At 30.2% G+C, this 21,817-nt stretch carries 17 protein-coding genes; 16 read left to right on the top strand and 1 reads right to left on the bottom strand.

Features of this window, described 5'->3' with window-relative positions; genetic code table 11:
• Positions 1-28 precede the first annotated feature (28 nt).
• The 3 genes from Ccar_RS22725 to Ccar_RS22735 all read left to right on the top strand — a co-directional run bounded on the left by Ccar_RS22725 (position 29) and on the right by Ccar_RS22735 (position 2,953).
• The gene (locus Ccar_RS22725) at positions 29-427 is read left to right on the top strand and encodes a DUF6762 family protein (RefSeq protein ID WP_007062029.1); all 399 of its coding nucleotides are present in this window, start codon (positions 29-31) and stop codon (positions 425-427) included.
• A gap of 47 nt (positions 428-474) precedes the next feature.
• Entirely contained in the window at positions 475-1,533 is a 1,059-nt protein-coding gene (locus Ccar_RS22730) for an HD-GYP domain-containing protein (RefSeq protein WP_007062028.1), read from the top strand.
• Between the two features lie 448 nt (positions 1,534-1,981).
• A complete protein-coding gene (locus tag Ccar_RS22735) occupies positions 1,982-2,953 on the top strand; it encodes a rhomboid family intramembrane serine protease (protein ID WP_007062027.1) in 972 nt (323 codons plus the stop codon).
• Positions 2,954-3,223: 270 nt separating this feature from the next.
• Here Ccar_RS22735 and Ccar_RS22740 read toward each other — a convergent pair whose 3' ends face one another.
• The gene (locus tag Ccar_RS22740) at positions 3,224-5,002 is read right to left on the bottom strand and encodes an ATP-dependent metallopeptidase FtsH/Yme1/Tma family protein (protein ID WP_007062026.1); all 1,779 of its coding nucleotides are present in this window, start codon (positions 5,000-5,002) and stop codon (positions 3,224-3,226) included.
• A gap of 598 nt (positions 5,003-5,600) precedes the next feature.
• Between Ccar_RS22740 and Ccar_RS22745 the strand changes: the two genes are divergently transcribed.
• From Ccar_RS22745 to Ccar_RS22805, 13 genes are all read left to right on the top strand, one after another.
• Positions 5,601-6,518 (top strand): ribonuclease H family protein, encoded by a 918-nt coding sequence (locus Ccar_RS22745; protein WP_007062025.1) that lies wholly within the window; start codon positions 5,601-5,603, stop codon positions 6,516-6,518.
• Positions 6,519-6,614: 96 nt separating this feature from the next.
• Positions 6,615-6,782, top strand: a complete 168-nt coding sequence (locus Ccar_RS26925) for a YtxH domain-containing protein (protein ID WP_007062024.1) — start codon at positions 6,615-6,617, stop codon at positions 6,780-6,782.
• A gap of 555 nt (positions 6,783-7,337) precedes the next feature.
• Positions 7,338-8,642, top strand: a complete 1,305-nt coding sequence (locus tag Ccar_RS22750) for a helix-turn-helix transcriptional regulator (protein WP_007064041.1) — start codon at positions 7,338-7,340, stop codon at positions 8,640-8,642.
• A gap of 18 nt (positions 8,643-8,660) precedes the next feature.
• Positions 8,661-9,917 carry a helix-turn-helix domain-containing protein gene (locus tag Ccar_RS22755; protein WP_007064040.1) on the top strand — a complete coding sequence of 419 codons (1,257 nt, stop codon included), beginning with the start codon at positions 8,661-8,663 and terminating at the stop codon, positions 9,915-9,917.
• Between the two features lie 342 nt (positions 9,918-10,259).
• Positions 10,260-10,622 carry a four helix bundle protein gene (locus tag Ccar_RS22765; RefSeq protein WP_007064039.1) on the top strand — a complete coding sequence of 121 codons (363 nt, stop codon included), beginning with the start codon at positions 10,260-10,262 and terminating at the stop codon, positions 10,620-10,622.
• A gap of 187 nt (positions 10,623-10,809) precedes the next feature.
• On the top strand, positions 10,810-13,422 hold the full coding sequence (gene clpB / locus Ccar_RS22770; RefSeq protein WP_007064038.1) for an ATP-dependent chaperone ClpB: 2,613 nt from the start codon (positions 10,810-10,812) through the stop codon (positions 13,420-13,422).
• 477 nt (positions 13,423-13,899) lie between these two features.
• Positions 13,900-14,679 carry a short-chain-enoyl-CoA hydratase gene (locus Ccar_RS22775; RefSeq protein ID WP_007064534.1) on the top strand — a complete coding sequence of 260 codons (780 nt, stop codon included), beginning with the start codon at positions 13,900-13,902 and terminating at the stop codon, positions 14,677-14,679.
• A gap of 73 nt (positions 14,680-14,752) precedes the next feature.
• The gene (locus tag Ccar_RS22780; RefSeq protein ID WP_007063432.1) at positions 14,753-15,598 is read left to right on the top strand and encodes a 3-hydroxybutyryl-CoA dehydrogenase; all 846 of its coding nucleotides are present in this window, start codon (positions 14,753-14,755) and stop codon (positions 15,596-15,598) included.
• A gap of 69 nt (positions 15,599-15,667) precedes the next feature.
• A complete protein-coding gene (locus tag Ccar_RS22785; protein ID WP_007063431.1) occupies positions 15,668-16,846 on the top strand; it encodes an acetyl-CoA C-acetyltransferase in 1,179 nt (392 codons plus the stop codon).
• Between the two features lie 168 nt (positions 16,847-17,014).
• A complete protein-coding gene (locus Ccar_RS22790) occupies positions 17,015-18,154 on the top strand; it encodes an acyl-CoA dehydrogenase (RefSeq protein ID WP_007063430.1) in 1,140 nt (379 codons plus the stop codon).
• 12 nt (positions 18,155-18,166) lie between these two features.
• Positions 18,167-18,946 carry an electron transfer flavoprotein subunit beta/FixA family protein gene (locus Ccar_RS22795; protein ID WP_007063429.1) on the top strand — a complete coding sequence of 260 codons (780 nt, stop codon included), beginning with the start codon at positions 18,167-18,169 and terminating at the stop codon, positions 18,944-18,946.
• 18 nt (positions 18,947-18,964) lie between these two features.
• Entirely contained in the window at positions 18,965-19,969 is a 1,005-nt protein-coding gene (locus tag Ccar_RS22800; protein WP_007063428.1) for an electron transfer flavoprotein subunit alpha/FixB family protein, read from the top strand.
• 198 nt (positions 19,970-20,167) lie between these two features.
• Complete coding sequence (locus Ccar_RS22805; RefSeq protein ID WP_007064533.1) at positions 20,168-21,637, top strand: sigma-54 interaction domain-containing protein; 1,470 nt, start codon at positions 20,168-20,170, stop codon at positions 21,635-21,637.
• Positions 21,638-21,817: the final 180 nt, after the last annotated feature.

The raw sequence follows: 21,817 nt of genomic DNA on the forward strand, positions 1-21,817 counted from the left end.
TACAGTTTTGTAAAGGATGGTGTTAATATTGAATTTTTCTTCTTTAGTATTAATGGAAAAGGATAAGGAAACCAATCTTATAGTAAAAGAATTAGGCAGTTATGAAGTTAGTGATGGCGCAGAATACATTACAAAGATGTTTTATGATGGTGATAAAGTAAATGTGTACTTTGATACAAATTCAGATGTAGAAGAATGGCAATATTCTGCAATATTTGATTTGTTTGATGTTGAAGCTTTTTCAAAAAGTGAATATGTTATAGAAGATGTGGATGATGAATATAATCCAACTTGGCTTGTTAAATTTGATTACGTTGAAAATCATGAAGATATGAATGAAAGAATAAACAATTTATGTGTTTTAATAAAAGATTCCATGGTGAAGGTTTTTGATGATATAGAAGGTAAAAAAGAAGAATACGAATAAGGATATTTAATATGTTTAAGTCCATTAAATTTTATTGAGGTGGAAAAATGAGGTTAGAATTTATAAACAGGGTAAAACCAGGTGATGTAATTAGTAAAAGTATTTTAAGCAATGAAGGACGTGTATTATTAAGGTCAGGTGTGAAATTAAGTGGTAGTTATATAAAAAAGTTAACAGAACTAGGTGTGTTTTATGTTTATGTGCAGGATGATAGATTAGATGATGTAAATGTGGAAGATGAAAGATTGACAGAATTAAAACAGATTACTATACAGAGTATGTCTGGAATTATGAAAAGTGTTAATAATGTTAATAGTAGAGAACTTAAAGAATCTTTAAGTAGAGTAGAAGAAATGATAAGCTATGTATTAGAACTAGGTGATGTTAATAAAAGTCTTTATGACATAAAAACTTTTGACAATTATACATATATACATTCTTTGGACACTTGCATAATGACTGCTTTTTTGGGGATGACAGGAAGATATAACCAATGGGATTTGAAGGAAATGGTTATTGGTGCAATTCTCCATGATATAGGAAAAACAAAGATATCTACTGATATATTAAACAAAGGTGGACACTTAACAAAGGAAGAGTTTGAAGAAGTGAAAAAGCATACCATATATGGTGCTGAAATACTAAGAAAAAATATTACAATGCCAGAGTCCATAATTAAGATTGTTGAACAGCATCATGAAAGAGTTGATGGAAAAGGATATCCTTATGGTTTAACTGGTAACCAGATATCAAGATTTGCTAAGATTGTGTGTGTATGTGATGTATATGATGCAGTGAGCAATGATAGATGTTATAGAGATAAGTTTACCCTTAATGATTCTTATGAGCTCATTCTTTCAGGAGCTGGAACCAGTTTTGATAGTGAAGTAGTTGCAAGGTTTAAAGATACATTTTCTATTTATCCCTTAGGATGCTGCGTAAGACTTTCAAATGGTGATGAAGGATATGTAATAAATCAAAACAAGGGATTTCCTGACAGACCTATAATAAGAATTCTATATGATTTCAGGACAAAAAAGCCAGTGCCTTTTTATGAAATAGATCTTCTTAAAAATCCTAGTATTGTAATAGAAGGCGTTGTATAATTGAGTATTAAATCAATTTTTGTACATATAAAATTTTGGATTAATATAAGCACAATGCGACATAACTTTTTTAGAGGACAGAGGACTTTTCAGAGGACAGAGGACAATTGACAGAGGACAGTGAAGGAGGATTTTTCTCCGCTGTGCTACGAAAAATCTTTAATTAAATTTTTGATGCCTCGTTTCGCTAAAGCGAAACATTGCTGACTAATATAAATATAAAGATTATTTTGCTTTAGCAGAACAATCTTTAAAAATAAATTAGTTTTCTGACGTAAGGAAGAAAACTCACATTCATTGTCCTCTGTCCTCTGTCAATTGTCCTCTTAAAAATATTGTGTCGCAATATTTTTAAACTAAATAGCCAATGCAAACCCTCTGTATTAAGATTTAGGGGGGCTTTTTTAATATAAGCATAAATACTTTTGAGAAAAATGAGGAGAGTAGTATGGATAAGTATATAAAAAATCTAATAAATAGGTTGTGTGAAATTTACGGATACAACATTATAGAGTTTCAGGGAACTATGCCTGGGTTCGAAAGTACTTGGGGAGCTGTGAAAAAGTATGAAAATGCTGCAGAAGTAATATTTTTTTCAAATGTAAATGATTATAACTCTTTAAATAAAGAAAGTTTTCTAAATTCATTAAAAAATACTTTGCAATGCGACAATATAAGATTAATACAAATTGTAGTAGGCAATAATGTAAATGAAAGAATTTATCCACAGTGTGAATATATTTTTATAAACATTGTGGATAATAAAATACTTTATTATAGTACTGGATTAGAAAATAAAGTCGAGGAGTTATTAAATTGTATGAGGAGAGCATCATCAAACTATGAAAAAACGGAAGTATCAATTATAACATACATTTTAATTACTGTAAATGTACTTGCATATATTGTAACTGCCTATTTATCAGGAAATTTTGTAGATAGCAATATTAATGTATTAGTGTTTCTAGGAGCTAAAGTAAATTATCTTATAGCCAGAGGAGAGTACTACAGATTAATTACTTGTATGTTTTTGCACGGGGGCATTATGCATTTGCTTTTAAATATGTTTGCGCTTTATTCACTAGGACCTTTTATTGAAAAAATTTATGGAAAAACTAGATATTTAATTATATACTTTTTATCAGGTATAGTCTCATCAATTTTCAGCTATATGTTTTCAACTGCAGTTTCCATAGGAGCTTCTGGAGCAATATTTGGACTCCTTGGAGCAGCACTAATATTTGCAATGAAAATGAAGGACAGAATAGGGAGAGGCTTTATAACTAATATTGTGTCAGTAATATTTATAAACTTATTTATGGGATTTTCCATGAGTAATGTGGATAACTTTGGACATTTAGGAGGACTTATAGGAGGAAGCGCAATAACGCTTTTGTTAGGAATAGGAAAAAGGTACTAATAAGCGGAACTTGTTTACAAAATAAGCATATTGCGACACAACTTTTTCAGAGGACAGAGGACTTTTCAGAGGACAGAGGACAATTGACAGAGGACATTGAAGGATGATTTTTCTCCGCTTTGCTACGAAAAATCTTTAATTAAGTTTTTTGATGGCTCGTTTCGCTAAAGCGAAACATTGCTGATTTATATAAATTTAAAGCTTGTCTTGCGTTAGCAAAACAAGCTTTAAAATAAATTAGTTTTCTGACGTAAGGAGGAAAACTCACCTTCATTGTCCTCTGTCCTCTGTCAAATGTCCTCTGATTTTGTCCTCTAAAACAAGGTCTTCTTTGTATAAGGTTTCTTTTTCTAAAAGCAAGTTAGTTATCTTCTCTAAATTATGCTTTTCATTTAAAAGTAAAGTCTTAACTTCTTCATATACAGAATCTATAGACTCTTTACATTCTTTAATTATCTGATCTGGATTTAAGTTTAAATTTAAAAGTTCTTCCATGTTTAAAAGACCTAAAGTTTCACCCATACCATATTGAGTTACCATATTAAAAGATATGCTTGTACTACGTTTTAAGTCATTGTGAGCACCTGTAGTTATATAGTCAGCTCCGAATATAATTTCTTCAGCAGCTCTTCCTCCAAGCAGTACCATTATTCTATTTTTTAGATAGTTTTTATTCTGATATAAGTTGTCTTCAGGTATGCTTAAAGTATAGCCTCCAGCACCTTTAGTACTTGGTATAATGGTTATTTTTGATACTGTTTCATTAGGTAGAACCTTTAAGGATACAAGAGCATGTCCAGCTTCATGATAAGCAGTAATCTTTCTATCAATATCCTTTATATAATCTCTATTTTTCTTTTCGTGGCCTGCTAAAACTATAGAAAATGCTTTATCTAGATGTAAATCATTTATGTTTTTGCTATTTTCTTTACAAGCCAATATTGCAGCTTCATTTACTAAATTTTCAATTTTAGCTCCAGAAAAATAAGAGGTTTTTTGTGCCCATTCTTTTATATTTATATTTCCAATAGGTTTATTTTTCAAATGTAAATCAAGTATTTTTTCTCTGGCACTTATATCTGGAAGCATTATTTCTATATGTCTGTCAAATCTGCCAGGTCTCAGTAATGCAGGGTCAAGCATATCCAATCTATTGGTAGCAGCCATTATTATAATACCTTCTTTTTCATTAAATCCAGACATTTCAGTAAGAAGGGCATTTAAAGTTTGATCTCTTTCATCAGATCCACCACTGCTTTTCCCAGAATCTCTTTTTTTACCTATAGCATCAATTTCATCAATAAATATAACTGCTTTTCCAGTGCTATTATTCCTAGCTTTTTTAAATAACTGTCTTATACGACTGGCACCTACTCCAACATACACTTGAATAAAATCAGAACCGGAAACAGCATAAAATGGAACTCCAGCTTCTCCTGCTACAGCCTTTGCAAGAAGAGTTTTTCCCGTACCAGGTTCCCCGTAGAGTATAACGCCCTTTGGCATTCGTGCACCATAAGAAGTATATTTATCAGGTCTTTTTAAGAAATCTACTAAATCCTTTACACTCTCTTTAGCTTCTTCATTACCAGCAATACTCTCAAAGTTATGATCTGTGTTTCCAACTTCTACTGTATCTAAGGCATCTACTGCTAAGATACCCTTAGAAGCAATGTTAGAGGATTTTAACCACATAACAGCAATAGCAATAATAGATATAACTAAACCAATTGTAGAAAATAGACCTCTATTATCATAAGGAGTGTCTTCAGAAACAGAGATGTTGCTTTTTAGTAAAACTTCCTTAAAATCAGTTGTTCTAGGATTATCTGTTTCGTATACAGTTCCACTTTTTAATTTTACAGCTATCTTAGGAGAATTAGTTATATAAACAGTAGAAATATTTTTATTAGATATATCCTTTAAAAATAACACATAAGATTTATAATCTTTAGGTTTAAGTGTATAATTAAAAAATATAGAAGAGCCTAGGAAAACCAAAGCGGTAAACATAGGAATTAATATAAATTTGTTTTTAATCTTATTCATAAATACCTCGCCTTTCTAAATTTTAATGTTTTCACACTATTCAAATACCTTGATTATGATATTATAATATTTTTGATTTTTAGTCTAACGAAAATCATAAAATTTGCTAAAGTAATTTATGGAACTTATCTATACAAAAGATTTATTGCAGAAATCATAATTTATTGTATACTTTATGTATAAAGTGATTATTATAGTGTTTAAATGCTTAGTTTTGGCAAATATGAAATTTTCATTTAAAATAAGCAAATTGCGACACAACTTTTTCAGAGGACAGAGGACAATTGACAGAGGACAGTGAAGGATGATTTTTCTCCGCTTTGCTGCGAAAAATCTTTAATTAAATTTTGATGACTCGTTTCGCTAAAGCGAAACATTGCTGACTTATATAAATTTAAATCTTCTTTTGCGTTAGCAAAACAAGCTTAAAAATAAATTAGTTTTCTGACGTAAGGAGGAAAACTTACCTTCATTGTCCTTTGTCCTCTGTCAATTGTCCTCTGAAAAGTTGCATCGCAATATTTTAAACTGGGAAAGTTAAATATAAGGTAGTTTGTGATGGATATTATATAAATAGTTGTTAAAAGAGAGGTTAGATATGGGAAAAAAAGTATATGCAATAAAAGAGGGATTTAATTTTGAAACTAATGAAAAAGTGGAAAATAAAATAGTTAGCACTTGGGCGGAGTGTTTGAAGTATGTTAAAGGGGTTAAAGGAGCTAAGTATAAGAGTTTTGCAGATGTTGAGAGTGCAAGCGAATATTTAAGCGAGGATACAAAATTATTAAAAAAAGAAGATAACAATTATCCAAAGGATTGTTTACATGTTTATGTTGATGGAAGTTACAATATTAGTACAGAAGAATATTCTTATGGATTGGTAGCTGTTAGGAATAATGTGGTTGAATACATTAATAGTGCCTCAGCAAAAGACAGCTCTAAAAAAAATATAAGGCAGATAGCAGGAGAATTAGAAGCTGCAGTTAAAGCTGTAGAATATGCACTTGAAAAAGGAGATAAACGTGTAGTTATATTTCATGATTATGAAGGCATATGTCATCATGCTACAGGTTTTTGGGAAAGAAAGGAGCAATCTTCAGCTGAATATTATAAAAAGATGAATGAATTAATGAGTCAAGGTATTCAGGTTATTTTTGTTAAAGTGGATAGCCATACTGGTGATTTTTTTAATGAACTTGTAGATGAAAAATGTAAGGAAAAGTTATTGATTCCATCAGATAAAGTGGTAGAAAAATGGCTGCTTACAAATTCCATAAGTGTATCTAATGAAGAAGTAAAGAAGGAAATTATAAAGATAGCTCCTAATGGCGAAAAAAATATAGTTATAGTTAATTTCGATGAAGAAAAAGTCGAAAATAAGACAGAAAAAAACAAATTTAGCAACGTTATTGCAGAATATAGTAAAGATCCTGAACATGCTAAGGAGTTAATATGTAATTTAAGTAATGAAGAAAAAACTAATTTTATTACTTATTTATTAGAGAAAAATAATTAGTATAATTTTCTTTGTTTAATATATACAAAAATGCATATTCTATATATGAAGCTAAAAAATATTTAACTACATAATTAAAAAAGGAGTGGATAGAATATGCGTGGTAAATTTGTAACAGGTGCTTTAGTAGGAGCTGCTTTGGGAATGATGCTAGTTCCAGGAATGGATAGAGGAACAAAAAGAAGAATAAAAAGAACTGCAAAATACATGAGAAATATGGCAGAAGATGCTTATGATGGCATGAAAGGTAGAATGGGACAGTAAAGTGTTATACTTAAAAAAATAATAGATTGTCTACAATGAATTTAGTCTATTATTATTTCAATAAATTGGATGATATTAACAAACTATAAATTGTGTACTATGAGTTTATATAAGTAACATAGTACGCAATTTTTTTGCATAAATTTAAAATGTTGAGGATAAATTTGGATACAATGTAATTAAAGTTAAAAAAATGTACTTTATATTAAAAATTTTTATATTATTATTAAAAAATATGTTATAATAATATGTGTAATTCAAAAAAGTTTAATACAGTTAAATTTATCTTACAGTCGAATAATTGGAAATTTTATAAAGTATTATTATAAAATTTTTCAAAGTCTGATTATACTTTTAGTTAAATAGTAAATGTTCAAAAAATCTAAAGACTTATTTGCTTATCTAGATATACTAAATAAATTAATTATTGTAGACAAACTAAATTAAAAATAGTTTTAGTTTTTGAATAAATACTTGGGCTAAAATATATGTTTGAATTTTTCCCGAATATTTATGTATGCATCAATATGTATGTAATAAAGGAAGAGTGAATTTATGGAGATACTATCTTTAGGAGAAAAAATTAAAAGAAGAAGAAAAGATCTTAATATGACCCTTAAAGATTTAGCAGGAGATAGAATTACTCCTGGACAAATAAGCCTTGTTGAGTCAGGAAAATCAAATCCTAGCATGGACTTGCTAGAATACCTTGCTAATGCACTAAATACTTCTATAGAATACCTTATGGAATCTGAAGAAACACAAGCAGAAAAGATTTGCACTTATTTTGAAAATATAGCTGAATCTTACATAATAAATGAAGATTTAAATCAGGGTGAAGAGTACATAGAAAAAGCTTTATATTATGCAGAAAGGTATAATCTTGAATATTGCAAGGCAAAAAATTTGTATCTTAGAGGGATTATATATATGTCTAAAGAGGAATATGCCTTGGCTCAACAGTTTTTCCTATCGTCTAATGTAATATTTATAAAGAATAACAGTTATGAAGAAACTATTAAAACCTTTGTAAATTTAGGAGAAATTACAATGAAGCTAAAAGCTTATCATTCTTCTTGTAGTTATTTTCAACAAGCAGAAAGTGTGTACACTGAGAATGATATAGGTAATGATTTTTTACTTGGACAAATATATTATAATATAGCTTGTGTATATTTTAAGTTGGAAAACTCGGAAAAAGCTATGAACTATTCTTATTTGGCAAAGGAAAAGTTTAGGCAAATGGATAATAAAAAAGAATATGCTAAGACATTATTATTATTATCAGAACAGTATAATAAAAAAGGTGATGTAGATAATGCCATAAAATATTCCAAGAAGACATTAAATGTTTATAAAGAAATTGAAGATGTTACACACATTGCTAAAATAGAAAATAGTCTTGGTAAATTATTTTATGAGTTTGATAACTTAGAAGAGTCATTTATACATTTGAACAAAGCTAGGGAGCTAAAGACGAAAATTAAGGATGCTAGTATAGTGGAAACCTTGGTGAATATATGTGAAAACTATATAAAACTTAAAGATATAGAAAACTCTAAGTTAATACTTAAAAATATAATTGATAGTATTGAGGATGGCAGTGATAGAACTTTGATACAATATTATTTACTTAAGTATAGAATAGATATGTTAGAGTCCAATTTGAAGGAGGCAGAGAATACTTTAATCATGGTATTAAACTTTGTCAGAAATATGGACTATACAAAGGAAATTGCCGAAATATGTATTATGATTGGAAAGTTCTATATAGACAATAATAGAGAAGAAGAAGCTGCTAAGTATTTAAATGAAGGTGTGGAAACTTTTAAAAAGCTTGGAATATTAAAAGACTGTTAGTGTGGATAGGTGAAAAATATGGAGATACTTTCTACAGGTGAAAAGATTAAAAGGGCTAGAACATATAAGGGATGCACTTTAAAAGATTTGTGTGGGGATAAAATATCAGTATCAAAAATGAGTTGTATTGAAAATGATAAAATCAAACCTGAAGATTGGATACTGGAATTTGTAGCAGAAAAACTTCAGATTGATGAATCATACTTGAAACAAGATATTAAATCCCAAGTAATAAGGAATATTAAGGATATAGAAAAAAGCGAGTATTCAGATGAATATGAGAGTAAATTAGAATATAATTTAAAGTATGCAGAAGAATATTCATATTTTGATATATCTTTTAATATAATGCACTTGTTGTTTAATTATTATTTAGATAAAAATAAGATTGAAAAAATACAGCTTATAATATCTAAGTACTATGATTATTGGAAAAAGTGCTTCACAGAAGAAAATGGTGTAGTATACTACATGGATATAGCTAGATTTTTTTATAACACTAAAGAATTTTCTCAAGCGGCTAATTATTACAGCAATGTAAGGGATGTTTCTAAAAAAAGTAAAAATTATGCTTTATTGGCAAGAGCAACTTACAATGAGGCAGCTTGTTATGTAATGTTAGAAAACTATGAAGCGGCTTATGAAATAGCTGTAAAGCTTACAGATTTAATTGATTATATAGAAAATGATATTAAAAAAGCAGAAGCTTATCATATGCTTGCAATACTATGCCTTAGAAGAAACCATGTGGAAAATTTCGATGAATATGAACAGAAATCTTTTAAATTATATGAAAATAATTTAGCACATAAAGCTCAAGCTATATACAATTATGCTGTAGTTATGTTTAGCTTGAATATGAAGGATAAGGCTATAAGTTATATAAATAAAGCATTAGAGTGTTATCCTAAGGATAATAAGGAAACTTTAGTTAAATTTATGCTAATGAATATAAATAAACTAATTGAAAATAATGTACTTGATAAAGCTCAGAAAGTTTGTGATATGGCTTTGAATTATGCTATAACTTTAAATAATATAAATTTTATAGAAAGAGCATATTATTATAAATCATTGATTTTGGAAAGAGAAGGCGATCTTTCATCAGCAGAAATGTATATAAACTTATCCTTAGATGCATTGTTGAAATTTGCTAATAATAATGAAATATATAGAAGATATATGGAAATGGGCAATATGTACTATAGAATAGGAAATGTAAGAGAATCAATAAAGTATTTTAATTTTGCAATTAATTTAGAAAAGAAAATGTAATATGATATATTATTTATTTGAAAAAAATCATCTCTAATTACAATAAGGATGATTTTTTTCTTGCGTGTATTTTAAAATTAATAGTTTCTTAATAATAATTATTGCGATAGGTGTTGAACCAGTAGTGAGATTGGGTATAATAGTAATTAAAAGCATAATGCGACACAACTTTTTAGAGGACAGAGGACAGAGGACAGAGGACAGTGAAGGAGGATTTTTCTCCGCTGCACTACGAAAAATCTTTAATTTATAAATCTAGATTTCACATTTTTTTAAACTGAATAAATTTATATGAATAAGTCTAATATTTTAGATGAATTAATAAATTTAGGAGGTTAAAAATTGAAAGAAAACTTAACTTACAAAAAGGCTTTTATTTTTGCAAAAGAAATTGTTAACTTATATAAATATTTAGTAGAAGAAAAGAAAGAATACATTATTTCAAAACAGATTCTTAGATCAGGAATAAGTATAGGAGCAAACGTAAAAGAAGGACTAGAAGCTCAAAGTAGGAAAGATTTTTTAAATAAGATGAATATAGCTCTTAAAGAAGCATCTGAAACAGAGTATTGGCTAGAACTTTTAATTGCTACTAAATATATTGATGCTAACGCATCAGAGAAATTGATTATCAAATGTAAAGAACTAAATAAAATCTTAAATTCTATTGTGAAAACTACAAGGAAAAATTTAAAAATCATATAGGATCGACAATTGACACAGCCTAACGGCTTGCGACAAAGTCGCTTAGTTATGAAAAATAATTAAAGATTTTCCGTAGTGTAACGGAGGAAAAGCAACAATCATTGTCCTCTGTCAATTGTCCTCTGTCCTCTAAAAATGCTTCGCAATTTTTTAGATTGTGATTGTTAATTCCTAAGGAGGTTTTTTTATGGATGTAGAAAAATTAACTATAAAAGTTCAAAAAGCTTTAAATGAAGCACAGTTAGTAGCTGTTAGATATAATCATCAGCAGATAGATACTATTCATCTTTTTTCAGCTTTAGTATCTCAAGAGGATGGTCTTATTCCTAATATATTTAGTAAAATGGGAGTAGATATAAGGGCGTTAAAAGAAGAAACAAGTAAGACTTTAGATAAAATGCCAAAGGTTCTTGGAGAGGGAGCTCAAAATGCATCTCTTTATGCAACTAGAAGATTTGAAGATGTTTTTGTAAAAGCAGAAAAGGAAGCTAAAAAGTTTAAAGATTCTTATATAAGTGTAGAACATGTAATGCTGGGTCTTATGGAGGTTAATTCTAAAGAAGTACAAGACATTTTAACAAAATTTAATATTACAAAAAATGACTTTTTAAGTGCACTATCTAAGGTTAGAGGAAATCAAAGGGTAGAAACTCAAGATCCAGAAGGAACTTATGAAGCGTTAGTTAAGTATGGCAGGAACTTAGTTGAGGAAGCTAAAAAACATAAATTGGATCCTGTTATAGGAAGAGATGAGGAAATTAGAAGAGTTGTAAGAATACTTTCAAGAAGAACAAAGAATAATCCTGTACTTATAGGGGAACCTGGAGTTGGTAAAACTGCTATAGTAGAAGGATTAGCAGAAAGAATAGTAAAAGGTGATATACCAGAAGGTCTTAAAAACAAAATAATATTTTCCTTAGACATGGGGGCTCTTATTGCTGGAGCTAAGTTTAGGGGAGAATTTGAAGAAAGACTAAAGGCAGTATTGAAGGAAGTGGAAAATAGCGAAGGAAGAATAATTCTTTTCATAGATGAAATTCATACTATAGTTGGAGCTGGAAAAACAGAAGGTTCTATGGATGCTGGAAATCTTATAAAACCAATGTTAGCTAGAGGAGAACTTCATTGTATAGGTGCTACAACCTTTGACGAGTATAGGAAGTATATAGAAAAGGACAAAGCTTTAGAGAGAAGATTTCAGCCAGTAGTAGTAGCTGAACCTACAGTTGAAGATTCTATATCTATACTTAGAGGACTCAAGGAAAGATTTGAAATATATCATGGTATAAGAATTCATGATTCAGCTATTGTTGCATCAGCAAAGCTTTCCGACAGATATATAACAGATAGGTATTTGCCAGATAAGGCCATAGACCTTATAGATGAAGCTTGTGCAATGATACGAACTGAAATAGACAGCATGCCTGCGGATATGGATATGGTAAAACGTAAAATATTTCAATTAGAGATTGAAAAAGAAGCATTATCCAAGGAAAAAGACAATGCTTCTAGAGAAAGACTTAAATTTTTAGAAAAAGAGTTAAGTAATTTAAAAGACAAAGATAATGAAATGACTGCAAAATATGAAAAAGAAAAGTCTAAAATAATCGAAATTAGGAATTTAAAGGAACAGCTTGATAATGCTAGAGGTGATATTGAAAAAGCTGAAAGAGAGTATGATTTAAATAAAGTAGCAGAGCTTAGATATGGATTAATTCCTAAGCTTGAAACTGCAATAAAAGAAAAAGAGAAATTGATTAAAGAAAATAATGAAGATGCAATGTTAAAAGAAGAGGTAACAGAACAAGAAATTTCACAGATAATTTCAAATTGGACTGGCATACCTGTAGCCAAGTTAGTGGAAGGAGAACGAAAAAAACTTTTAAGACTAGAAAGTGAACTTTCACAAAGGGTAATTGGGCAAAAAGAAGCTATAACTGCTGTATCTAATGCAGTTATTAGAGCAAGAGCTGGAATGAAAGACCCTAAGAGACCTATAGGTTCTTTTATATTTCTTGGACCTACAGGAGTTGGAAAAACAGAATTGGCTAAAACTTTAGCTAGAACTTTGTTTGATAGTGAAGAAAATATAGTAAGAATAGACATGTCTGAATATATGGAAAAATACTCTGTGTCTAGACTTATAGGTGCGCCTCCAGGATATGTAGGTTATGAAGAAGGAGGACAACTTACAGAAGCTGTAAGACGAAACCCTTATAGTGTAATATTATTTGATGAAATAGAAAAGGCTCACGATGATGTATTTAATATATTTCTTCAAATATTAGATGATGGAAGACTTACTGACAATCAAGGAAAGGTGATAGATTTTAAAAATTGTATAATAATCATGACTTCGAATATTGGAAGTAGTTACTTACTTGAGAATAAGGAGATTTCAGGAGTAGAACAACATATTCGTGATAGAGTTATGAGTGAAATGAAGTCAAGATTTAAGCCGGAATTTTTAAATAGACTAGATGATATTATATTATTTAAACCTCTATCTACAGAAGAAATAAAGGATATAATATCGATATTTATTGAGGATATAAGGAAGAGACTTAAAGAAAAGAATATATCATTAAAAATAACAGAAGCTGCTAAAAAACTTATGGCAGAAGAAGGATATGATCCTGTATATGGTGCAAGGCCTTTAAAAAGGTATATTGAAAATGTATTAGAAACATCTATTGCAAAAAAGATTATTAAAGGGGATGTATATGAAGGATGTACCATAGGAGTTGATGTTAGAAATGATGAAATTGTTATAGAAAATGTAACTGTCAATATACAATAGATAAGGCATTTGAAAGAAAATAGTTATAAGGCTGTCAATTATGATATCTTTATGACTATTTTTTTCTAATTTTGTCAGTTGATTGAATTGTAAAATTATAACTTAATATTTAGTTTAATAATATAAAATGTAAAATTTTACAGGTAGTAATTTGTAAAAAAGTATGTATTGATGCAATATTACAACTTGATTTTGAAACAAAACTGACTAGTATACAGCTATAAATCCTTATATTTCATAATAATTTGTTTTGATGCAAATATGCAACACGTTTCCTTGTTGCAACATAAAAATGTCTGAAAATAAACATATTTTAGAACTTAATTTGGCTTTCAAAAGTTAAATTATTAACGAAGTCGATGTTAATAATTTAACTATCGCAATAGTTCCCCAACTTTTAGTAAAAGTATGTTTACTAAATTAATTATTGTTTGGCACAGGTTTTGCTAAATAAATATGGCATAAGGGGTGATTATTTTGGAATATAAAAATATTAAAGTGGAAAAGGAAAATCATATTTCTATATTAACTATTAGTAGACCTAAGGCACTAAATGCATTGAATGCTGAGTTATTAAATGAGATTAATGAATGCATAGATGAAGTTAAAAATGATGAAAGTACATATGTGCTTATAATTACAGGGGAAGGTAAGTCATTTGTAGCTGGAGCAGATATAGCAGAAATGAAAGATAAAACTCCAGAACAGGCAAGAAAGTTTGCTGAATTAGGATTAGCTATATTCAGGAAAATAGAGCTTATGGAGAAACCAGTTATTGCAGCAATTAATGGATTTGCATTAGGTGGCGGTTGTGAATTATCCATGAGTTGTGATATAAGAATAGCTTCACAAAAAGCTAAATTTGGACAACCAGAAGTTGGTTTAGGAATTATACCTGGATTTGCAGGAACTCAAAGGCTTTCAAGATTAGTAGGACCAGGAAAAGCAAAGGAATTAATATATACAGCAGATATGATTAAAGCTGAAGAAGCTGAAAAAATAGGATTAGTTAATAAGGTAGTTGCACCTGAAGAATTAATGAATGAAGCAAAAGCAATGGCAGAAAAGATTGCTTCAAAAGCACAAGCTGCTATAAGATATTCAAAAATATCAATTAATAAAGGATTTGAAACTGACATTGACACAGGAATGACAATTGAAAATAATTTATTTGGCCTATGTTTTGCAACAGAAGACCAAAAAGAAGGAATGGGAGCTTTCTTAGAAAAAAGAAGTCCAAATTTTAAATTAAAATAGTTTAAAAAGTAATTATTAATTATTATTATTATTATAAATTAAAAGTTTAAAAGTTTATTGGAGGGAAAGGACTATGAAGATATTTGTATTAGGAGCAGGAACAATGGGATCAGGAATTGTTCAAACATTTGCTCAATCAGGTTATGAAGTAGTAATGAGAGATATTGAAGAAAAATTTGTTGAAAGAGGAATGTCAAACATTACTAAAAATCTTGATAGAAGTGTTAAAAAAGGAAAAATGACTGAAGATGCTAAAAATGAAATTCTTGGTAGAATAAAACCTACTACAGATATGGGGTTAGCAAAGGATGTAGATCTTGTAGTAGAAGCTGCTATAGAAAATATGGAACTTAAAAAGAAAATCTTTGCTGAGTTAGATGGAATTTGCAAACCAGAAGCTATACTTGCTTCAAACACATCATCTTTATCAATAACTGAAGTAGCAAGTGCTACAAATAGACCAGATAAAGTTATAGGAATGCATTTCTTTAATCCAGTACCAGTAATGAAATTAGTAGAAGTTATAAAGGGAATTTGTACTTCAGAAGAAACTAAAAATACAATAGTTGAAACAGCTAAAAAATTAGGAAAAGAACCAGTAGAAGTAGAGGAAGCACCAGGATTTGTAGTTAATAGAATACTTGTTCCTATGATAAATGAAGCAGCTGGTATCTTAGCTGATGGTATCGCTAAAGCAGAAGATATTGATTTAGCAATGAAGCTAGGTGCTAACCACCCAATAGGACCTCTAGCTTTAGCAGATTTAATTGGTATAGATGTATGCTTAGCTGTTATGGATGTTTTATATACAGAATTTGGTGATTCAAAATACAGACCTCATCCATTATTAAGAAAAATGGTAAGAGGAAAATTATTAGGAAGAAAGACTGGAAAAGGATTCTATGATTATACAAAATAATATGATTATTTGTAGATAGATTTCGTAATTACACAAAATAAGAATTTAAGAATTTTAGGAGGAATTAACATGAGAGATGTAGTTATAGTTAGCGCAGTTAGAACTGCTATAGGTAAATTCGGAGGAGCATTAAAAGATGTAACAACTGTTGATTTAGGAGCTACTGTTATTAAAGAAGCTGTAAAAAGAGCAGGAATAAAACCAGAACAAGTTGGAGAAGTATTGATGGGCTGTGTATATCAAGCAGGACTTGGACAAAATGCAGCTAGACAAGCATCAGTTAATGCTGGTATTCCAGTAGAAGTTCCAGCTATGACATTAAACATACTTTGCGGTTCAGGACTTAGAAGTATAAGTTTAGCAGCACAAATAATAAAAGCAGGCGATGAAGATATTATAGTTGCAGGTGGAATGGACAACATGTCAAGAACTCCATATGTACTTCAATCAGGAAGATGGGGACAAAGAATGGGAGCATCAGAGTTACAAGATTCTATGCTTCATGATGGTTTACATTGTGCATTTAATCATTACCATATGGGAGTTACTGCAGAAAATATAGCTGAACAATGGAAATTAACTAGAGAAGAACAGGATGCTTTTTCAGTAGAATCACAAAATAAAGCAGAAGCAGCAATAAAAGCAGGAAAATTTAAAGATGAAATAGTTCCTGTAGTTATAAAAACTAGAAAAGGTGATGTAATATTCGATACAGATGAAGGTCCAAGACCTGGAACTACTATGGAAGCATTAGCTAAATTAAAACCAGCTTTCAAAAAAGGTGGAACAGTTACAGCAGGAAATTCTTCAGGAATAAATGATGCAGCAGCAGCTTTAGTAATCATGAGTGCAGATAAAGCAAAAGAATTAGGATTAAAGCCAATGGCTAAAATAGTTTCTTATGGAACAAAAGGTTTAGATCCATCAATAATGGGATATGGTCCATTCTATTCTACTAAACTTGCTTTAGAAAGAGCTGGTATGACAGTAGATGATTTAGATTTAATAGAAGCAAATGAAGCTTTTGCAGCTCAAAGTTTAGCAGTAGCAAGAGACTTAAAATTTGATATGAGCAAAGTAAATGTAAATGGAGGAGCTGTAGCATTAGGTCATCCAGTAGGATGCTCTGGAGCTAGAATTTTAACTACTCTTTTATATGAAATGCAAAAAAGAGGTTCTAAGAAAGGCCTAGCAACTTTGTGTATAGGCGGAGGAATGGGAACATCTGTAATAGTTGAAAGATGTTAAGTAAAAAAATTAAATAGTAAGAGCTTGAGACCTTTCCTGGCTTGAGACTTTAAGCTTATTTAATTTTAAAATATTACAATATGCAGCTGAAGTTATTATTAACTTAAGCTGCATATAAAAATTTTATATGTTAGTTGATTAAATAAAATGTATTTGGGAGGACTTTTTATGGATCTTACATTGACAAAGGAACAAGAATTTGTAAAACAAATGGTAAGTGAATTTGCTGAAAATGAAGTTAAACCCCTAGCAGCAGAAATAGACGAGACAGAAAGATATCCACTTGAAACTGTAAAGAAAATGGCTAAGTATGGCATGATGGGTATGCCTATTGCTAAAGAATATGGTGGAGCTGGTGGAGATACACTTTCGTATATATTAGCAGTAGAAGAATTAGCAAAAGTATGCGCAACAACATCAACTATACTTTCAGCACATACTTCTCTTTGTGCATGTGTAATACAACAATTTGGTACAGAAGAGCAGAAACAAAAGTATTTAGTACCTCTTGCAAAAGGAGAAAAAATAGGAGCATTTGGATTAACTGAACCAAACGCAGGTACAGATTCATCAGCTCAACAAAGCCAGGCTATTCTTGAAGGAGATCATTATATATTAAATGGTCAAAAAATATTCATAACAAATGGTGCTTATGCAGATGTATTTGTAGTATTTGCAATGACAGATAGAAGCAAAGGAAACAAAGGAATATCAGCATTTATATTAGAAAAAGGAATGCCAGGTTTTTCATTTGGAAAAGTTGAAAACAAATTAGGAATAAGAGCATCATCAACAACAGAACTTGTATTTGAAGATGTTAAAGTACCAGTAGAAAACTTAATAGGAAAAGAAGGAAAAGGATTCGCTGTAGCAATGAAAACTCTTGATGGAGGAAGAATTGGTATAGCAGCACAAGCATTAGGACTTGCTGAAGGAGCTTTAGATGAAGCTATAAAATATATGAAGGAAAGAAAACAATTTGGAAAAACACTTAGCAGATTCCAGGGCTTAGCTTGGATGGTAGCTGAAATGGACGTAAAAATTGAAGCTGCAAGAAACTTAGTATATAAGGCAGCAATGAGAAAGGAAAATGGACTTCCTTTTACAATAGATGCTGCAAGAGCAAAATTATTTGCTGCAGAGACTGCTATGGAAGTAACTACTAAGGCAGTACAGTTATTTGGTGGATATGGATATACTAAGGATTATCCAGTTGAAAGAATGATGAGAGATGCTAAGATAACAGAAATATATGAAGGAACATCACAGGTTCAGAAAATGGTTATATCAGGAAGCAGATTAAAATAGGAGGTTTTTTAAATGAATATAGTTGTTTGCTTAAAACAAGTACCAGATACAACAGAAGTAAAGATAGATCCAAAGACAGGAACATTAATAAGAGAAGGTGTTCCATCAATAATAAATCCAGATGACAAGAATGCTTTAGAAGAAGCATTAGTGTTAAAGGAAAATTCAGGTGCTAAGGTTACAGTAATAAGTATGGGACCTCCACAGGCAGAAACAGCTTTAAGAGAAGCTTTAGCTATGGGAGCAGATGAAGCTATACTAATAACAGATAGAGCCTTTGCAGGAGCAGATACATTAGCAACATCACATGCACTAGCAGGAGCATTAAAAAAATTAGATTATGATATAGTATTTGCAGGAAGACAGGCAATAGATGGAGATACAGCACAAGTAGGACCAGAAATAGCAGAACATTTAGGAATACCTCAGATTACATATGTTGAAAAAGTTGATATAGATGGAGATAAAATAAAGGTAAGAAAAGCATGGGAAGATGGATATGAAGATTTAACAGTAAAAGCACCAGTGCTTTTAACAGCAATAAAAGAGTTAAATGTGCCAAGATACATGCATATAAATAATATATTTAATGTATTCAAACAAGAAGTAAAAGTATGGACTGCAAATGATATTGGCGTAGATAAATCTCTTTTAGGATTGTCAGGATCACCAACAAAGGTAAAGAAATCTTCAACAAAGGAAGCAAAGGGTACAGGAGAGATTGTAAACAAGCCATTTAAAGAAGCAGCAGCTTATGCAGTTTCAAAATTAAAAGAAAAACACTATGTATAAATTAGGAGGTTTTTTAGCATGAATATAGCAGATTATAAAGGCGTATGGGTATTTGCTGAACAGAGAGATGGAAAGCTACAAAAAGTAGCATTAGAGCTAATAGGAAAAGGCAAAGAGTTAGCAGATAAATTAGGAACAGAAGTAACAGCATTACTACTTGGAAGTGAAGCTGATGATATAGCAAAAGAATTAGCAGCGTATGGAGCAGATAAAGTAATATATGCAGATAGTCCATTATTAAAACACTATACAACAGATGGATATGCAAAAGTTATATGTGATCTTGTACAAGCAAGAAAACCAGAAGCAATACTTGTAGGAGCAACATATATAGGAAGAGATTTAGGACCAAGAGTATCAGCAAGATTGTCAACAGGACTTACAGCAGACTGTACAGGATTAGATATAGATCCAGAAACAAAACATCTTCAAATGACAAGACCAGCATTTGGTGGAAATTTAATGGCAACAATAGAATGTGCAGCAAACAGACCACAAATGTCAACAGTAAGACCTGGAGTATTTGAAAAATTACAAAAGGATGCATCAAGAAAAGGTGAAATAGAAAAAATAAGTGCAGACATAAAAGCATCAGATATAAGAGTAAAAGTAGATGAAGTAGTTAAAATAGCAAAAGATATTATGGATATAGGAGAAGCTCAGTTCATAGTATCAGGAGGAAGAGGAATAGGAAGCAAAGAAGGTTTTGCACCATTAAAAGAATTAGCAGATTTACTAGGAGGAACAGTGGCAGGCTCAAGAGCAGCAGTAGAAAATGGCTGGGTAGACAAGGCATGCCAAGTAGGACAGACAGGACAAACAGTAAAGCCTATAGTATATATAGCATGTGGAATATCAGGAGCAATTCAGCATTTAGCAGGAATGCAGGATAGTGACTATATAATAGCAATAAACAAAGATGAAGGTGCTGCAATAATGAAAGCAGCAGATTTAGCTATAGTAGGAGATTACAAAAAGGTAATTCCTGAAATGGTAGCTGAAATAAAAGCTTTAAATAATTAACGTCCATTAATAATCACTTAAAATATATAGACAAAAAATTTCGTATATAAGCGTGTAAAAACGCATATACGAAGTTTTTTGTTTTTTGAATTAAATATAATTATATAGTATAATTGATAGAAAATATAATTAATAGTATTTAATACAATTATTTATATTTTTTATCAATATATGAGGGGTAGGAGGTTGCACTACTTTATGGGGATTCAACAATTAATAAATGATACTTTTTCTGATTCATGTAATTTAGAAATGAAATTAGAGTTCGTCAAATTCAAATTGAAGGAATTACAGGATGTAATTGAAGGATTCAATGATGGTGTTTATGTTACAGATAAATGTGGCAATACTATATTAGTAAATAAGTACTGGGAAAAAATTACTGGTATAAAAAGAGAAGAAGTATTGGAAAAAAATATGTCATCTTTGGAAAAAGAGGGATATATATCGAAATCAGCAACTCTCATAGTTTTAAAAGATAAAAAAAGTGTAACCATTGAACAAAAATTAAGAACAGGGAAAAAGGTATTGGTTTCTAGTAACCCTATATTTGATAGAGAAGGAAATGTAACTATGGTAGTTACAAGTGTAAGAGATGTTATAGAATTATATGAATTAGAGGAAGAGCTTGAAAAAAAAGAGGAGATACTTAATAGTCAGCATTCTTCCAATACAGATAGTTTAAAAAATCAACTTTTAAATTTTTCAGACATTATAGTAGAAGATGAGAACATGATTAATGTTTTACAAATGGCTAAGAGAGTAGCAAAAGTAGATGCTACTGTGCTTTTGCTTGGAGAAACAGGTGCTGGTAAGGAAGAAGTTGCTAAATATATACATAAAAATAGTAAAAGATGCAATAACAATTTTATAAAAATAAATTGTGGAGCAATTCCAGAGCATCTCATGGAATCAGAATTTTTTGGTTATGAAAAAGGAGCTTTTACTGGTGCTAATAGAGAAGGTAAAGTTGGATTATTTGAAATGTGCAACAATGGAAATTTATTTTTAGACGAAGTAGGAGAATTGCCATTGGACATGCAAGTTAAACTTCTTAGAGTGCTTCAAGAAGGTGAAATTACCAGAGTAGGTGGTACTAAGACCATTAAAATAGATGTAAGAATTATAGCAGCAACTAATAGAGATTTGAAGAAGATGGTAGACAAAAAACTTTTTAGAGAAGACTTATATTATCGTTTGAATGTAATACCTATTACAGTATTACCTTTAAGAAAAAGAAGAAAAGATATTAAGCCTTTAGCAATGCATTTTTTAGATAAATTTAATAAGAAATATGGCTTTAATAAGTCTCTAACTTGTGCAGCAGTGGATTATTTATATAAATATGATTGGCCTGGAAATGTAAGAGAACTTAGAAATATAATAGAAAGAACTGTAATTATGAGTAAAGGTGATAAGATACTTAGAGACGATTTAACTGTTAGAATGCTTGGAGATTACAGTTTGGTAGATACTAATGATAAAGATAAGCATTTTACTTTGAAAGAAGCTGTTGAAAATTTAGAAGAGGTGCTCATAGAAACCACTTTTAAAAAGTATGGAAATGTTAGAGCAGCAGCCAAGGAGTTAGGCATAGATGCATCAACCCTTGTAAGAAAAAGAAAAAAATATAGAAGTAAAAGCGATTGTAAAAATAGTGATACTTAATTGTACAAGCAATAATTTTGTATAAAGAATAATTGCAATGTTGGCTTTGATTTACATGAATTTTAGATAAGATTAAGATATATTGTGAAAAATGTTGCATACCTTCGAAATTTTAAATTTGTTTCATAATTCACCAAGTAGAAGGGATTCAGTGTAAAAAATTGTGATGTAAAAAAAGTA

This window comes from Clostridium carboxidivorans P7 (genome assembly GCF_001038625.1).
Classification (GTDB): domain Bacteria; phylum Bacillota; class Clostridia; order Clostridiales; family Clostridiaceae; genus Clostridium_AM; species Clostridium_AM carboxidivorans.

What these genes read in the sequence shown, in the direction of transcription:
- Ccar_RS22730 (WP_007062028.1), top strand. Translation starts at nt 475, where the DNA reads ATGAGGTTAGAATTTATAAACAGGGTAAAACCAGGTGATGTAATTAGT.
- Ccar_RS22735 (WP_007062027.1), top strand. Translation starts at nt 1,982, where the DNA reads ATGGATAAGTATATAAAAAATCTAATAAATAGGTTGTGTGAAATTTAC.
- Ccar_RS22740 (WP_007062026.1), bottom strand. Translation starts at nt 5,002, where the DNA reads ATGAATAAGATTAAAAACAAATTTATATTAATTCCTATGTTTACCGCT.
- Ccar_RS22745 (WP_007062025.1), top strand. Translation starts at nt 5,601, where the DNA reads ATGGGAAAAAAAGTATATGCAATAAAAGAGGGATTTAATTTTGAAACT.
- Ccar_RS26925 (WP_007062024.1), top strand. Translation starts at nt 6,615, where the DNA reads ATGCGTGGTAAATTTGTAACAGGTGCTTTAGTAGGAGCTGCTTTGGGA.
- Ccar_RS22750 (WP_007064041.1), top strand. Translation starts at nt 7,338, where the DNA reads ATGGAGATACTATCTTTAGGAGAAAAAATTAAAAGAAGAAGAAAAGAT.
- Ccar_RS22755 (WP_007064040.1), top strand. Translation starts at nt 8,661, where the DNA reads ATGGAGATACTTTCTACAGGTGAAAAGATTAAAAGGGCTAGAACATAT.
- clpB (WP_007064038.1), top strand. Translation starts at nt 10,810, where the DNA reads ATGGATGTAGAAAAATTAACTATAAAAGTTCAAAAAGCTTTAAATGAA.
- Ccar_RS22780 (WP_007063432.1), top strand. Translation starts at nt 14,753, where the DNA reads ATGAAGATATTTGTATTAGGAGCAGGAACAATGGGATCAGGAATTGTT.
- Ccar_RS22785 (WP_007063431.1), top strand. Translation starts at nt 15,668, where the DNA reads ATGAGAGATGTAGTTATAGTTAGCGCAGTTAGAACTGCTATAGGTAAA.
- Ccar_RS22790 (WP_007063430.1), top strand. Translation starts at nt 17,015, where the DNA reads ATGGATCTTACATTGACAAAGGAACAAGAATTTGTAAAACAAATGGTA.
- Ccar_RS22795 (WP_007063429.1), top strand. Translation starts at nt 18,167, where the DNA reads ATGAATATAGTTGTTTGCTTAAAACAAGTACCAGATACAACAGAAGTA.
- Ccar_RS22800 (WP_007063428.1), top strand. Translation starts at nt 18,965, where the DNA reads ATGAATATAGCAGATTATAAAGGCGTATGGGTATTTGCTGAACAGAGA.
- Ccar_RS22805 (WP_007064533.1), top strand. Translation starts at nt 20,168, where the DNA reads ATGGGGATTCAACAATTAATAAATGATACTTTTTCTGATTCATGTAAT.